This window comes from Devosia sp. GW821-FHT12F11 (assembly GCF_058806655.1).
The window spans coordinates 708,576-723,293 of record NZ_JBXAPX010000001.1; the positions used below are offsets into that span (position 1 = coordinate 708,576).

Annotated in this window: 11 protein-coding genes; 9 read left to right on the forward strand and 2 right to left on the reverse strand. The window is 65.2% G+C overall.

Annotated elements, in window-relative coordinates; genetic code table 11:
• Positions 1 to 6: 6 nt before the first annotated feature.
• The 6 genes from AC1ROK_RS03585 to AC1ROK_RS03610 all read left to right on the forward strand — a co-directional run bounded on the left by AC1ROK_RS03585 (position 7) and on the right by AC1ROK_RS03610 (position 8,834).
• Positions 7 to 1,011, forward strand: coding sequence for a hydroxyacid dehydrogenase (locus AC1ROK_RS03585; protein WP_492843895.1), 1,005 nt, complete (start codon positions 7 to 9; stop codon positions 1,009 to 1,011).
• Between the two features lie 66 nt (positions 1,012 to 1,077).
• Positions 1,078 to 2,004, forward strand: a complete 927-nt coding sequence (locus AC1ROK_RS03590; RefSeq protein ID WP_492843897.1) for an ArsR/SmtB family transcription factor — start codon at positions 1,078 to 1,080, stop codon at positions 2,002 to 2,004.
• A gap of 147 nt (positions 2,005 to 2,151) precedes the next feature.
• Positions 2,152 to 3,708 carry an arabinosylfuranosidase ArfA gene (gene arfA, locus AC1ROK_RS03595; protein ID WP_492843899.1) on the forward strand — a complete coding sequence of 519 codons (1,557 nt, stop codon included), beginning with the start codon at positions 2,152 to 2,154 and terminating at the stop codon, positions 3,706 to 3,708.
• 164 nt (positions 3,709 to 3,872) lie between these two features.
• Positions 3,873 to 4,649 (forward strand): hydroxypyruvate isomerase, encoded by a 777-nt coding sequence (gene hyi, locus AC1ROK_RS03600; RefSeq protein WP_492843901.1) that lies wholly within the window; start codon positions 3,873 to 3,875, stop codon positions 4,647 to 4,649.
• Positions 4,650 to 4,869: 220 nt separating this feature from the next.
• On the forward strand, positions 4,870 to 7,479 hold the full coding sequence (locus AC1ROK_RS03605; protein WP_492843903.1) for an autotransporter outer membrane beta-barrel domain-containing protein: 2,610 nt from the start codon (positions 4,870 to 4,872) through the stop codon (positions 7,477 to 7,479).
• A 92-nt stretch (positions 7,480 to 7,571) separates the two neighbouring features.
• On the forward strand, positions 7,572 to 8,834 hold the full coding sequence (locus tag AC1ROK_RS03610) for a DUF763 domain-containing protein (protein WP_492843905.1): 1,263 nt from the start codon (positions 7,572 to 7,574) through the stop codon (positions 8,832 to 8,834).
• Between the two features lie 193 nt (positions 8,835 to 9,027).
• Here AC1ROK_RS03610 and AC1ROK_RS03615 read toward each other — a convergent pair whose 3' ends face one another.
• Both AC1ROK_RS03615 and AC1ROK_RS03620 read right to left on the reverse strand, forming a co-directional pair.
• Entirely contained in the window at positions 9,028 to 10,230 is a 1,203-nt protein-coding gene (locus tag AC1ROK_RS03615) for a mandelate racemase/muconate lactonizing enzyme family protein (RefSeq protein ID WP_492843907.1), read from the reverse strand.
• A 74-nt stretch (positions 10,231 to 10,304) separates the two neighbouring features.
• On the reverse strand, positions 10,305 to 10,997 hold the full coding sequence (locus AC1ROK_RS03620; RefSeq protein WP_492843909.1) for a GntR family transcriptional regulator: 693 nt from the start codon (positions 10,995 to 10,997) through the stop codon (positions 10,305 to 10,307).
• A gap of 244 nt (positions 10,998 to 11,241) precedes the next feature.
• Here AC1ROK_RS03620 and AC1ROK_RS03625 point away from each other — a divergent pair, with 244 nt between their 5' ends.
• From AC1ROK_RS03625 to AC1ROK_RS03635, 3 genes are all read left to right on the forward strand, one after another.
• Positions 11,242 to 12,726, forward strand: coding sequence for an extracellular solute-binding protein (locus AC1ROK_RS03625; RefSeq protein ID WP_492844675.1), 1,485 nt, complete (start codon positions 11,242 to 11,244; stop codon positions 12,724 to 12,726).
• 74 nt (positions 12,727 to 12,800) lie between these two features.
• Positions 12,801 to 13,760, forward strand: coding sequence for a carbohydrate ABC transporter permease (locus tag AC1ROK_RS03630; protein ID WP_492843911.1), 960 nt, complete (start codon positions 12,801 to 12,803; stop codon positions 13,758 to 13,760).
• Positions 13,757 to 14,638 carry a carbohydrate ABC transporter permease gene (locus AC1ROK_RS03635; RefSeq protein ID WP_492843913.1) on the forward strand — a complete coding sequence of 294 codons (882 nt, stop codon included), beginning with the start codon at positions 13,757 to 13,759 and terminating at the stop codon, positions 14,636 to 14,638. Before AC1ROK_RS03630 ends, AC1ROK_RS03635 begins: the two co-directional genes overlap by 4 nt.
• The last annotated feature ends 80 nt before the right edge of the window (positions 14,639 to 14,718 follow it).

A 14,718-nucleotide genomic window follows, 5' to 3' on the forward strand; every position in this document is an offset into this window, starting at 1 on the left:
GAACCGATGCAGCCGAAGCTCGCCTTCGCCTACGACCCGCAATTCACCGAGCACGTCTTCGCCGCTGAGCAGTTGCAGCGGCTGGCCGGCCTTTGCGACATCCTGCGGCATGAGCCGCTGCTAGAGCTCACCTCACCTGATGCGAAAGCCATACTGGCGGAGACCGAAATCCTCGTCACCGGCTGGGGCCCGCCGCAGCTCGATGCGACCACCCTTGCGGCCGCGCCGAAACTCCGGCTGATCGCCCACTCGGCGGGCTCGATAAAGTACTTCATGGCGCCCGAGGTGGTGGAGCGCGTCACCGTGACTTCGGCGGTGGCCGCCAATGCGGTGCCGGTGGCGGAGTTCACCGTCGCGGCGATCCTGTTTGCCAACAAGGGCGTGCTGCAGTTCCGCGACATCTACCGGCGCGAGCGGCGACACCTGCGTTCGCATCCGCTGATGGCCTCTGGCCTGGGCAACTATCGCAAGACCGTCGGCATTATCGGCGCCTCGCGCATCGGGCTCAAAACCATCGAGCTGCTGGCGCCCTACGATTTCGAGCTGCTGCTGACCTCGACCAGTACTACGCCAGAGCAGGCGGCGGCTCTGGGGGTGGAACTGGTCGAGCTCGATGAACTCATGGCCCGCTCGGACGTCGCCTCGCTGCACGCCCCGGCGCTGCCCTCGACCCGGCACATGATCGACGCGAGGCGGCTGGCGCTGCTGCGCGACGGGGCGACCTTCATCAACACCGCCCGCGGCAGCATTGTCGACCAGGATGCGCTGCTGCGCGAGCTGGTCGCCGGCCGCCTCAACGCGGTGATCGACGTCACCGAGCCGGAAGTCCTGCCGGCGAACTCGCCGCTCTACGATCTGCCCAACGTGCTGCTGACCCCGCATATCGCCGGCGCCATCGGCGGCGAGCGCGAACGGCTCGGCACGCTGGTGGTCGACGAGGTCGAACGCTTCGTTCGCGGTGAGCCGCTGTTGCACCGCGTGCGGCACGAGTTGCTGGGGCAACTGGCCTGAGCCTCGTTTGACTGTACCGAACTTCCTGATACAAACGCCGTTCAGCGTTTGGGAGCGTCACGATTCATGAGCCGCAACTTCCTGCTCATCGACCCTGAGGAGAGGCCGGAGGTGCTCAAGGCGCTGGCCTCCGAGGTGCGCGTCGCCATCCTCAAGCTGCTGCACGTGCAGGGCGCGATGAACGTCAACGATATCGCCGCCAAGCTCGGCCAGCCGCAATCGACGGTCAGCTCGAACATGCAGACCCTGGTGGAAGCCGGGCTGGTACGCACCGAGACGCAGAAGGCCCGCAAGGGCAACCAGAAGATCTGCCACAGCCTGTTCGATGAAGTGCTGGTAATGTTCAAGGAGGACATCCGCCCCTTGAAGGCCAATGCCATCGAGGTGGCGATGCCGCTTGGGCTCTACACCAGCTGCGAAATCTCGGCGCCCTGCGGGCTCTGCTCCACCGAGGGGATTATCGGGCTGCTCGACGTGCCCGATACCTTCCTCGATCCTGACCGCATGAAGACCGGCCTGATCTGGTTCACCCGCGGCTATGTCGAGTACCAGTTCCCCAACAATGCGCGGCTGGCGCAGCAGAAGATCACCTCGATGGAGTTCAGCTTCGAGCTGAGCTCGGAAGTCCCCGGCACCAGCGCTGATTGGCCAAGTGACATCACCGTCGGGGTGAACGGCCAGGATATCGGCACCTGGACCTCTCCCGGCGATTTCGGCGACAAGCGTGGCGTCTATACGCCGGACTGGTGGAAGCTGAAGGGCAGCCAGTACGGCAAGCTCAAGAGCTTCCGCGTCAATGGCAGCGGCACCTATGTCGATGGCGTGAAGATTTCGCCGGTTTCGCTGAAGGACCTCGACCTCGACACCCACCACTCGATCCGGCTCAGGATCGGGGTGAAGGAAGATGCCAAGCACCCCGGCGGCATCAATATTTTCGGCCGCGGCTTCGGCAACTACGACCAGGATATCGTGCTCCGGATCGAGACGGAGTGAAGCGGAGCGAGTAGCGAATGGCGAGTAGGGACCGGGAACTTTCCGCTCCACTATTCGCCGCTCGCTTGCACCTCTTGACGCGCTGCGACCTGTTCCATATCAAGCTAGGCGATATAAATCACCAAAACTGGTGACATGGAGGAGCGGATGCGGGCGACGGTCACGGCGCACAAGGACTATACCATCTCGAAGATCGACGACCGGGTGTACGGGGCCTTCCTCGAGCATCTTGGGCGCGCCATCTATACCGGCATCTACGAGCCCGGCCACGCCACTGCCGACAAGAACGGCATGCGCGGCGACGTCGCCCAACTGGTGCGCGAGCTCAAGGTGCCGATGGTCCGCTATCCCGGCGGCAACTTCGTCTCGGCCTATAACTGGGAAGATGGCGTCGGTCCCCGCGAGCAGCGGCCGACCCGGCTCGACCTCGCCTGGCACACCTCCGACAGCAACGCCGTGGGCGTGCACGAATTCGCCGACTGGTGCGACCTGGTCGACACCGAGATGATGCTCGCCATCAACCTCGGTTCGCGCGGCCTCGACGATGCCCGCAACTTCCTCGAATACGTCAACGGCCCGACCGGTTCGTACTGGGGCGACCTCAGGAAGAAGAACGGTCGCGCCGATCCGTTCAACGTCAAGCTCTGGTGCCTCGGCAACGAGATGGACGGCCCTTGGCAGGTCGGTCACAAGACCGCCCACGAGTATGGCCGCCTCGCCAACGAAGTCGCCAAGACCATGCGTGCCTTCGACAAGCAGCTCGAGCTGATCGTCTGCGGTTCGTCGCATGCGAACATGCCGACCTATCCCGATTGGGAACGCGAGGTGCTCGAGCACACCTACGACAATGTCGACCACATCAGCCTGCACATGTACTTCGCCAACCGCGAGAACGAGCGCGCCCTGGCCGAAGGCGGCACCGCTGAGGTGCTGGCCAAGAACACCGCCAACTACCTGGCGCTCAACGAAAAGCTCGACCGCTACATCGCCACGGTGGCCTCGACCATCAACTTCGTGAAGTCGAAGAAGCGTAGTAAGCACAACGTCTATATCAGCTTCGACGAGTGGAACGTCTGGTACCACTCCAACAAGCAGGATCGGAAGATCCTCGACGGCAATGACGGCTGGCCGCACGCGCCGCGCCTGCTCGAAGACATCTACAACTTCGAGGACGTGCTGCAGGTCGGCCTGATCCTCAACACCTTCATCCGCCGTTCCGACGTGGTGAAGCTCGCCTGTATCGCCCAGCTGGTGAACGTGATCGCGCCGATCATGACCGACCCGAAGGGGCAGGCCTGGCGGCAGACGATCTACTATCCGTACTATTTCGCCTCGGTCTATGGCCGCGGCACGACGCTGCAGCTGGCGATCAACACCCCCGGCTATGACGCCGAGCATGGCGATAATATCGGCTATGTCGACGTCTCCGGCGTCCACAACGAAGCGGATGGCACCATCAGCTTCTTCGCAGTGAACCGCCACGCCACCGAAGCCATCGATGTCGATCTGAGCCTCGAGGGTTTTGGCGCCGCGACGGTGATCGACCACCAGGTGATGACCCACGCGAACCTGCGCGCCGTGAACACGGCCACCGAGCAGACCAACGTCGCGCCGTCGAAGGGCACCGGCGCCAAGGTCGACGGCAAGGTGCTGAGCGTGAAGCTCCAGCCCTACTCGTACCAGATGATCCGCGTGAAGGTCTGATCGGCTCTCACGGCTTCGGGGCCCCCACCGAAAGCTATCCAGCGCCGGCGCGGGCTGCCCCCCACCCTTGTGGGGGGCCGCTCGCACCGGATCTTCAGTGGTCCGCCTTTACGCCCATCCGCAAAGCATGGTTGGGTCCGCCGGCCCCAGTGAGACCCCGTGCCGTGCCGAAATTCTCCGCCAACCTCTCCTTTCTCTATCCTGAGCTGCCGTTCATCGAGCGTTTCGGCGCCGCAGCGGCTGATGGATTTCGGGCGGTGGAGTACGCCGTCCCTTACGTGGCGGAAGCCGAGGACCTGGCGACGCTCATCACACGACATGGCCTCGAGCAGGCCTTGTTCAATATGCCTGCAGGCGATTGGGACGGCGGCGAGCGCGGTATTGCCTGCCACCCCGACCGGGTCGACGAGTTTCGGGCTGGCGTAGAGGTCGCGCTCCGCTACGCGCGGGTGCTCGGCTGCAGCAAGGTGAACTGCCTCGCCGGGATCGCGCCGCAGGGTGTTGCGGGCGACGTGCTGGAGGCGACCTTCGTTGCCAACCTCAAATACGCTGCGCCACGCTTCACTGCGGCCGGCGTGACCCTGCTGATCGAGCCGATCAACCCGCGCGATATCCCCGGCTTCTACCTGACGACGGCGCGTCATGCCGAGCGGGTGCTCGATGCGGTGGCCTCGGACAACCTCCTGATCCAGTATGACATCTACCACCAGCAGGTGACGGCGGGTGACCTGATCCCGACCTACGAGCGGCTCAGCCACCGTGTCGGTCACATCCAGATCGCCGATACGCCGGGCCGGCATGAGCCGGGCACCGGCGAGATCAGCTACAGCTTCGTGCTCAGCGAACTCGACCGGCTCGGCTATGACGGCTGGGTCGGCTGCGAATACCGCCCGCTGGCCGGGACCAGCGCGGGGCTCGGATGGATGGCGCCTTACCGCTGAGGCGCAACTGGTGGCCGGCTGAGCGAGCCGAGCCAATCCCGCGAACGGCTCGGGCCATCTGAGGACATCGCCCCGAGTTGCCCCGGACTGCCCCGAGTGACCAGCTACGCCGGTCGCGACAGCCCTCCTAGGTTCGATCCGCTTGGTCGGGTTGGGCAGTCGGGCGATGGGGTACTCGAGGGTTTGGCAGCGCGCGCTCGTTGCCGCGGTGGCGGTCGAATTGGCGCTTGCCCTGGCACTGGCGCCAGCGTGGGCGGCCGATGTCGACATTTCCACCAGCACCACCACCGGGGTGGACCTCAACCTCTATGCCGGCACCACCGTGGATATTCTCTCCGGGGTCTCGGTCAGCAAGACCCTGGGCGGGCCGACGGTAAGCGGCGCCGGCACCTGGACGCTTGGCAACCACGGCACCGTCAGCGGGCAGGTCAAGCTCGACGGCGCCGGCTCCATGGTCACCAATTGGGGCCTCGTTACCGGCGGCAATGCCATTACGCTGCTCGGCGGCGGCACCGTGGTCAATGAGCTGGGCGCCACGATCAATGCCACCAGCAGCGGCATCAGCATCGGCAAGTTCCCCAGCGGCGGGAATCCCGGCGTCGGTCCGGGCGTCGTCGTCAATTCCGGCACCATCACCCAGCTCGTCGCCGGCGGCGATCTGGTGCTGCTGCAGTTCGGCGGCTCGGTGACCAACACAGCGACCGGGGTGATCACCGGCAACAGTTCCGGCAACGCCGTATCGATCGGGCAGGGCACGGAGCGCACGGTGATCAACTCGGGCTCGATCATCAACACGCGGCTGACCGGCTTTTCCACCGGCGTGTTCGTGCAGGGCGGGCCGAGCGTCATCACCAACAACGCCGGCGCCGTGATCAAGGGCGGCTACAACGGCGTCTATGCCAGCGCTACCGGAGTGCTGACCTTCACCAATGCCGGTACCATCGAATCGACCGGCAGCAGCGCCAATTCCAAGGCGGTAGAGGCGACGGGCGGCGGCACTTTCCTCAACGCCGGCACCATCAGGTCGGCAGCGGGCGACGGGCTCTACCTCAACGCGGCGGGCACTGTGACCAACTCGGGTACCATCACCGGTGCCGTAAACGCCATCAACTTCAACGGCAGCAGCACCCGCACGCTGCAGCTCGACAGCGGTTCGGTGCTCAACGGGCTGGTAAAGGGCGGCACCGGTACCGACAACCTGATCCTCCTGGGGGTCGGCAGCGAGAGCCTCGCCAAATTCCAGAACTTCGAGACCCTTTCCATGCGGGGCAGCGCCTGGACGCTGAACGACGCCGGCAGCTTTTCGACCAGCGCCGAGATCCAGGCCGGGGTGTTGACCGTCGCGGGTACGCTCACCAGCCCGGCCATCGATATCCGCGCGCTGGGGACGGTCAGGGGCACCGGCACGCTGGCCGGCGCGGTGAACAATGCCGGCATGATCGACCTGACCGCCGGCACCCTGCATGTCACGGGCACCTACGCCAATGGCGGCACCGGCGTCCTGCAGGTCGGGGTGACGCCCGCTGCCGCCACCGGCGTGATGGCCGTATCGGGCGTCGCGACACTCAGCGGCGGCACCGTTCGCGCCCTGACCGCGCCGGGCGTCTACACCGTGGGCAGCGGCTACAAGGTGCTCACCGCGGCCAGCGTTGCCGGCGGCTTTGGGGGAGTGGTCGACGACTCCGCCTTCCTCCAGTTCGTGCTCGACTACGACACACCCGGCGAGGTGTGGCTGCGCGTTTCGGCGATCGCCAACCTCCCCGCGATCGCCGAGACGCCAAACCAGCTCGCCACCGCCACGGCGCTGCAGGCACTGCCCTCGAGTCCGCTGTTCGACGCCGTGGTGCCGCTGAATGCCGCCGATGCGCTCGAGGCCTTCGACGACCTCTCGGGCGAGGTGCATGCCTCGCTGTTGCGCGCCCTGGCCGATGCCAGCCGGCACCCGCGTGACGCCGCCTTCGACCGGGTCGACGCCGCATTCGCAGCGCTTGCCGAGAGCCAGGTCGGCGCCCGCAACATCTGGGCTCGCGGCTACGGCGGGGCCGGTACGGTGGATGGCGACGGCAACGCCGCCAGCTTCGATTTCAGTTCGGGCGGGTTGCTGGTCGGCGCCGACGGGTTGGTGAGCCGCGAGGTCTTGCTCGGGGTTTTGGCCGGGATCGGTGGCGTTGCCGTCGATCTGTCCCAGCGGGACTCGCGGGCCGAAGCGGCGAGCTACCAACTTGGCATCTATGGCGGCGCGGCGCTGGGCGAAGTGCGGCTGGCGTTCGGCGCGGCCTTGGCCGCGAACCAGGTGTCGGTGACGCGCACCCCGAGCTTCACCGGCTTCAGCGAGACGATCGCAACGGATTACGCCACGACGACGGCGCAACTGTTCGGTGAACTCAGTTATGCGTTCGAACTCGGCGAGACAACGCTGACGCCGTTCGCCCGCGCCGCGCTGATCGGGCAATCCGGCGGGAGTTACCGCGAGAGCGGCGGCGATGCGGCCCTGAGTGGCGCTTCGGGCGATATCGGCGCGGCAGTGCTGACCGCCGGTATCAAGGCAGCGCGCCAGGTCGTGCTCGGTGACGGCCTGGTGGTTGCGGCGCGCGGCAGCATCGCACTGCAGCGCATCACCGGCGACCAACCCACCGCAACGCATGGCTTTGCCGGCGGCACCCCGTTCACCGTGAGCGGGGCCAGGTTCGGTGATACCGCTCTGCTGCTCGAGGCCGGGCTTGGCACCGAGCTGGCGCCGGGCGTGACCCTCGATCTCGGCTACCAGGGGCAGTTCGGCAGCACGCAATCGGCCCATGCGGTGAAGGTGACGCTGTCGGGGAAGTTCTGAGAGACGGTCCGATACCTCCAGATGGCGACCGCAGTCAGTTTGTTTCTCTTTTGTTCCCATGCTACAATCGCACGCGAACAAGGAAACATCCCATGGCCAATCGAGGCGGGAGCGCCGATCTGCCATTACATGGCGGGCGGGTGCCGAAATGGCTGAGCGAGCGCATGGCGCGGCTCGGGGCGGTGATCTGCCAGGCGATCGTCATGGAATATGGCCGCGACGAGCTGTTGAGCCGGCTGGCGCACCCGTTCTGGTTCCAGTCGTTCGGTGCGGTGATGGGGATGGATTGGCACTCCTCCGGCATCACCACCAGCGTTATCGGTGCGCTGAAGGGTGGCCTCCGGCCGCTGGAGCGTGAACTGGGCCTGCATGTCTGCGGCGGGCGCGGGCGCCACTCGCGCAAGACCCCGGACGAACTGGTGGCGATCGGCAACCGCGTCGGCTTCGATGGCGCCGCTTTGGCAAAAGCCAGCCGGCTGGTGGCCAAGGTCGACAGCGCCGCGGTGCAGGATGGGTTCGAGCTCTATCTCCACGGCTTCATCGTCGCCGATGACGGCCATTGGGTGGTGGTGCAGCAAGGCATGAAGGGCGATGCCAAGACGGCACGGCGTTATCACTGGCGCTCTGCGGGCCTCAGGAGCTTTGTCGAGCAACCGCACGCTGCGATCGAGGGTGCAGCGCAGGGAACGATCGTCAACCTGACCGATGCCCGCGCGGCGCGCTCGCGCAGCTCGCAGGTCGATATCCTCGGTGGCATGGGGCCGGATGCCATCGTGCGCGAGGTCGGGCGGATCGAGGGGATCGCCGAGCCGGTGCCGGTTGAGGATGACCAGCCGATGCTGCCGCATCTGGTGATGCCGGAGCACCACGACATCCGCCCCAAGGACGTGATGCTGCGCCGGCTGCACGGCAGCCTCGCCGCGGCGGCCGATCGGGCGCCGACCGATTTCACCGAACTGCTGCTGGTGCCGGGGGTCGGGGCGCGCACCGTGCGGGCGCTGGCCCAGGTGGCCGAGGTGGTGCATGGCGCACCGCACCGCTTCGCCGATCCGGCCCGCTTCGCCATGGCGCACGGCGGCAAGGACGGGCACCCGTTCCCGGTGCCGTTGAAAGTCTACGACGAGACCATCCGGGTGCTGAAATCGGCGGTCGGCAAGGCCAGGCTCGGCCGCGATGAGGAACTCGACGCAATCAGGCGGCTCGATCGCCAGGCGCGCCAGCTCGAGGCCGGCGCCACCGGCCCGAGCATTAACGAGTTCATCGCCGAGGAGCGGCGCCGGGCCCCCGAATATGGCGGGCGCACCGTGTTCGACGACATGCCCAGCGCTTACGCCCGGGCGAAGGTGCGGGTGTAGCCGACTGCACCGCGGCGCCGGCAAGCGGCCTGAGCGCCACCATTTCGGCACCGCTCAGCCGCGGCGTTGCGGCGGTGGCGATCCCCCGCTGGTCGTCGATCCGGCCACGGCCGAAGCGGCTCGAGACGGCGCAGGAAATGCAACGGGCCGGGCGGTGACCATCCGCCCGACCCGAACGTCATACCGACGACGCTCAGTCGAAGAAGCCGGCGTCCTCTTCCTTGAGGTAGCGCTTTGCCGCCTTGGCATCGATGTCGAGGCCGAGGCCCGGGCCCGGCAAGAGGTCGACATGGCTGTCGACGACGATCGGGCCGGAGGGGAGGCCCGTGACGATCTCGTTCCAGAAATCGTCGGAAGCGGACGGATACTCGAAGGCGATGTAATTGGCCGGCAGTGTGGCGCAGACATTGATCAGCGCGCCGAGGCCGAGCAGGCCGTTTGCGGTGCCGTGCGGCGCCATCATGATCGAGTGCATATAGGCGTGTTCGGCCACCCACTTGAGCTCGGCAATGCCGCCGATATCGGCCGGATCCGGACCGACGACGCGGACCGCCTGGGTCTCGATCAGTTCCTTGAAGTTGTGGCGCAGGTAAATCTGCTCGCCGGTATGGATCGGCGTGGTGGTCGAGTTGGTGAGCTCGCGGTAGGCCTGCGGGTTCACCCACGGCACGTAGTCGCCGGTGAGCATGTCCTCGAGCCACATGATGTTGTACTTCTCGACCGCATTGGCGAACTTGATGGCGTCGTTGAGGAACCAGCCGGGGCCGCAGTCGAGCGCCAAGCTCACCTTGTCGCCCAGCGCTTCCTTCATCGCGATGACGCAGTCGAGCAGGTAGTTGAAGCCGTGCTCGGAGATCTGCCCCTGGTCCATGGCGCCGTGGTAGCCGGCCTTCTTGCCGACCGGGCCGTAGTGGAAATCGGGGTAGCTGTCCTTCTGGCTGGAGTGGAAGCTCAGGCCCTGCTTGACCATGAAGAAGTTCTGCGGCTGCTCGGCCATCCATTTGACGTCGGCGGCGAAATCCTCGGGCCGGTCGCCCGAACGCTTGCGGCGCACCGAACCGTTATAGACGCGCACCTTGTCGCGCACCTTGCCGCCGAGCAGCTTGTAGGCGGGAACGCCTGCGGCCTTGCCGGCAATGTCCCACAGCGCATGCTCGATCACCGAGACCGCCGCGCCATAGGGCTTGAAGCTGCCGCGCTGGCGGATCTTCATCATGCAGCGCTCGACGTCGGTCGGGTCCTCGCCGATCAGCGCATCGCGGAAATGCAGGATGAACGGCTTCAGGTAGGTCTTGGTATGTTCCACCTCGCCGATGCCGTAGATGCCCTCGTCGGTGACGATGCGGACGATCGGATGCTTGCCGATGACGGCAACGCGCAGGTCGGTGATCTTCATGATAACTCCTCGTGCCTGCCGGGCGGCAGGCGTCTCCCAATCTGGCCGCCGGGGAGGCAGCCCCTCAAATAACTTTATCGGCGCAGCGTCCTCTGCAGCACGCCCATCTGCTCGATAATGTGACGACCCGAGCCCTCGACGTGGCGGGCCACCACCGCGGCGGCGGCGTCGGCGTCCTGCGCGCGGATGGCTTCGATCAGTTCGCGATGCTCGCGCAGCACCGAGACTCGGCGGCTGAGCGAGGTCGGGAACCGCCGGCTGATGGCGCGCAGAATCTCGCGGTGCTTCCACCACAACTCGGCAGCGTGGCGGTTGTAGTGGCGGTCGTAGATGAACTGGTGGAACCGGGTGTCGAGCAGTCCGTGCACCACCCGGTCCTCGAAATTGACCGCTTCGATTTCCGCCTGGATGCGCTCGAGCTCGACGATATCGGCATCCGACGCGATCGACACGAACCAGCGGGTCAGCGCCGGCTCGATCAGCATCTCGATCTCGATGATGTCGCGCACGAAATCGGCGTCGATCGGCCGTACCCGCGCACCGCGGTTGGGCTCGATCAGGACGAACCCCTCGCCGCGCAACTGCTGCAGCGCTTCGCGCACCGGATTGGTCGAGGTCTGATAGTGCTCGGCGAGGTCTGCGACCTTCAGTCGCTCATTGGGCCCCAGCCGCCCCGAAACGATGTCCTCGCGGATCATCTCGTAGACGGAGGCCTGCTGCTCGAGGGTCTCCTCGGGCTGGTCCGACTTGACGGTCGCCTCGCTCATTGGTCCTGTTTATGCAGCTTTTTTGAGCAAGCCAAGCCCCGTTCGCACGCAAAGTGCGCAAAATAATGTACGACTTAGGTGATGTTGACATACACCAGTTTTGCTGGAAGTCTGCCATACCAGTTGGGAAAAACCGGCGCCAAGCCCGGTTCCCGAGGCGAGAACAGCGCACGCTGTAAAGGGCTTTGCCGGGGCCATGGGCCGGGCGGGGCTCCGATTTGAGGAGGAGGATTTCTCAATGCATATGAAAACCGGCCGGCGTCTGCTTGGCCTTTCGATGGCGGTGCTGAGCGCTGCCACCATGCTGACCACGGCAACGACCGCGTCCTACGCCCAGAGCGTGGACCTGTCGAAGTGGTCGCCGGAATACGTCAAGTCGATCGCCGGCACCAAGCAGTTCGACGCCGCCAAGGATTGTGGCGCGGTTGTGCCGAACGACTACACCGGTTCCGTCAGCTACTGGTACACCGGTCCGTTCGAGGCCGATCCGCAGATCGCGCACGACCAGGACAAGGCGTTCTGGGAGGCCTTCAAGGCCGCCTATCCGAACATCACCACCGAAGTCCAGTCGATCACCTACAACGAACTGCTCGACAAGTTCCGCACCTCGCTGCTCGGCAACTCGGCTCCGGCCGTCATCCGCCTGCAGATCCTGGGTGGCGTCGAGTTCGCCGCCAAGGGCTACCTGCAGCCGCTGAAGCCGGAAGATGTCGGCTACACCGCTGCGGACTTCTGGCCCGGCGCACTGAAGTCGGTGACCTATGAGGGCGTGAGCTACGGCCTGCCGACCAACAACGAAACCATGGCGATGATCTGGAACGCCAAGGTGTTCAAGGATGCCGGGCTCGATCCGGAAAATCCGCCGGCCACCTGGGACGACGTCGTCGCCTATTCCAAGACCATTCACGACAAGCTCGGCATCCCGGGCTACGGCCTCGTCGCCAAGCAGAACGCCGGCAACACCCCGTTCCGCTTCATGCCGCAGCTGTGGGCATACGGCGGCGGCGCACTCGACGAAGCTTCGGCCGAGCCGGGCTACAAGGACGTCTGGATCAACAACGCCGGCTCCAAGCAGGCGCTGCAGGCTGCCTACCAGATGTACGCCGTCGACAAGTCGGTCCCGACCTCGGCGCTGACCAACACGCAGGGTGAAAACCAGGCGCCGTTCATCGCCGGCAAGCTCGGCATGATGATTGCTCATCCGGCCGAATACGCCAAGATGAACGACCTCGCATCCAAGGCGACCGGCACCGACAAGACGGTTGCCGACGAAGTGGTCGCCAACATGCGCTACGGCCTGATCCCGACCGGTCCGGACGGCAAGCGCGCCGTGGTGTTCGGCGGCTCCAACATCCATGTCGTCAAGCCCGAGTTCGTGCAGGGCGGCAAGGTGGACGAGCAGGCCGTCAAGGCCCTGATCTGCTTCTGGGACAGCCCGGAATGGTCGACCAGGCTTGCCTGGGTCGGCTCCAACCCTGGTAACATCAATGGCTTCCTGACCGACGCCATGAAGGAACGTCTCGACACCATCAAGTTCCTCGACGTCACCACCTCGATGCTGCCCAACGGTATCCCGTTCCCGGTGATCCCGCAGGCTCCGGAAATCATGAACATCATCGTTCCGGACATGCTGCAGAACGCCCTCACCGGCAACATGACCGTCGACCAGGCGGCCGATGATGCGGCCACCAAGGTGAAGGCGATCGTCGACGGCGGCGGCGGCATCTGATCGCCTGCTGAGGCACTCTCCGACCGGCGGCTTTCGTCGCCGGTCTCCCACCTTCACAACCAGGGTTATGCGCTGTGAGCACTGTTCCGGGACAAGCCATCTTTCGCGACGTACCCGAGCCCCGGCGCGTCGGCCTCAGCCAGAAGGTGTGGAACAGCCGCTTCGACTATCTCTATGTCGCGCCCGCCCTCATCGTGATGCTGATCGTCATCGGCTATCCGATCTACTACACCATCGAGCTGAGCTTCTTTAATACCCCGGCGAGCTTGGCGCTCAGCGCCAAGCAGTTCAACGGCCTCGATAACTACGTCACCATCCTGACCAGCCCGGTGTTCTGGAAGGTCACCTGGCAGACGGTGCTGTGGACGGTACTCTCCACCTTCTTCGCCTTCATGATCGGGCTGGGCGCCGCGCTGGCGCTGCATCGCGAGTTCGCCGGCCGCGGGGTCCTGCGCGCACTGCTGCTCATCCCGTGGGTGGTGAGCGCGGTGGCGGCGTCTTACGTCTGGAAGTGGCTCTATCACTCCGATTTCGGCGCCATCAGCGCCATGCTCACGCAGGTCGGGCTGATCGACAAGCCGATCAACTTCATCGACAACACCAATACTTCGCTCTACGCGCTGATCGTCGTGAACGTGTGGAAGGAATTCTCCTTCGCCATGATCATGCTGATGGCGGGCCTGCAGACGGTGCCCGACACGCTGCTGCGCGCCGCGCAGGTCGACGGCGCGAGCCCCTGGCAGCGCTTCTGGCATGTGACCTTCCCGCACCTGCAGGGTGTGTCGATGGTCACCCTGCTGCTGCTGGCGGTGCAGAATTTCAACTCCTTCATCATCCCCTGGATCATGACCGGCGGCGGCCCGGCCGGCTCGTCGGACATCTGGATCACCCACATCTACCAGCTTGCCTTCGGGCGGCAGCGCTGGGGCGTCGCCTCGGCCTATGCGGTGATCCTGTTCCTCGTGATGATGGTGCTCGGCTACTTCTACGTCCGCGCATTGACCAAGGGCGATGACGCGAGGGCCGGAGCATGACCGCGATGGAGATGAGTGCCGGCGCCGCCAAGCGCCGTGGTGCCGGTGGCTGGCGCTGGAGCGGGCGGATCTTCCTCGCCCTGTTGCTCGGCTTCACCGTGATGCCGATGATCTGGATGTTCATCACCTCGCTGAAGACCGGCTTTGCGGCGATGCAGTATCCGCCGCAATGGTGGCCGGCCGAGCCGACGCTGGAGAACTACTGGCGGCTGGTCGACCCCTCCGGCAATGTCGGTCGCGACTTCATCCAGTACTTCTGGAACAGCATCTGGGTCTCGACCCTCACCACCATTCTCGCGGTGGTGGTGGCGGTGCCGGCGGCCTACGCCTTCTCGCGCTTCCGCTTCCCCGGCCGCAACTTCCTGTTCTTTGCCGTGCTGCTCAGGAACATGTTCCCGGCAGTGGTGTTCCTCGTGCCGCTCTTCATCCTGATGAAGGCGCTGGGGCTGGTGAACACCCACGGCTCGCTCATCCTCACCTATCTGACCTTCGGCCTGCCGCTCGCCATCTGGCTGCTCAAGGGGTTCTACGACAACATTCCGGTGCAGCTCGAACAGGCGGCCCGCATCGATGGCGCGACGCGCTTCCAGGCCTTCCTCCTGATCGTCATGCCGCTCTCGACGCCCGGCATCATCGCCACCTCGATCTACAGCTTCATCGGTGCCTGGAACGAATACATCTACGCCTACACCTTCCTAACCCGGCACGATCAGATGACCCTGCCGGTCGGCATTCAGCGCTTCTTCTCGGAGAATGCGACGGACTGGCCGGGGCTGATGGCTGCCACTTTCATGATGAGCATCCCCGTCGTGGTGCTGTTCCTCGTCCTGCAACGCTACTTCGTGCGCGCCCTGACCGAGGGCGCCGTGAAGCACTAGTGTCTTTGTTTTATCGCGAGATCGAACTGGAAAAGTCTCACAACTTTTCCTGATCTCGCTCCAACGGAAAGCTCAAGGAA

Bases quoted from the DNA above. Each gene is read 5' to 3' on its own strand.
- AC1ROK_RS03585 (WP_492843895.1), top strand. From the start codon at position 7: ATGCAGCCGAAGCTCGCCTTCGCCTACGACCCGCAATTCACCGAGCAC.
- AC1ROK_RS03590 (WP_492843897.1), top strand. From the start codon at position 1,078: ATGAGCCGCAACTTCCTGCTCATCGACCCTGAGGAGAGGCCGGAGGTG.
- arfA (WP_492843899.1), top strand. From the start codon at position 2,152: ATGCGGGCGACGGTCACGGCGCACAAGGACTATACCATCTCGAAGATC.
- AC1ROK_RS03610 (WP_492843905.1), top strand. From the start codon at position 7,572: ATGGCCAATCGAGGCGGGAGCGCCGATCTGCCATTACATGGCGGGCGG.
- AC1ROK_RS03615 (WP_492843907.1), bottom strand. From the start codon at position 10,230: ATGAAGATCACCGACCTGCGCGTTGCCGTCATCGGCAAGCATCCGATC.
- AC1ROK_RS03620 (WP_492843909.1), bottom strand. From the start codon at position 10,997: ATGAGCGAGGCGACCGTCAAGTCGGACCAGCCCGAGGAGACCCTCGAG.
- AC1ROK_RS03625 (WP_492844675.1), top strand. From the start codon at position 11,242: ATGAAAACCGGCCGGCGTCTGCTTGGCCTTTCGATGGCGGTGCTGAGC.
- AC1ROK_RS03635 (WP_492843913.1), top strand. From the start codon at position 13,757: ATGACCGCGATGGAGATGAGTGCCGGCGCCGCCAAGCGCCGTGGTGCC.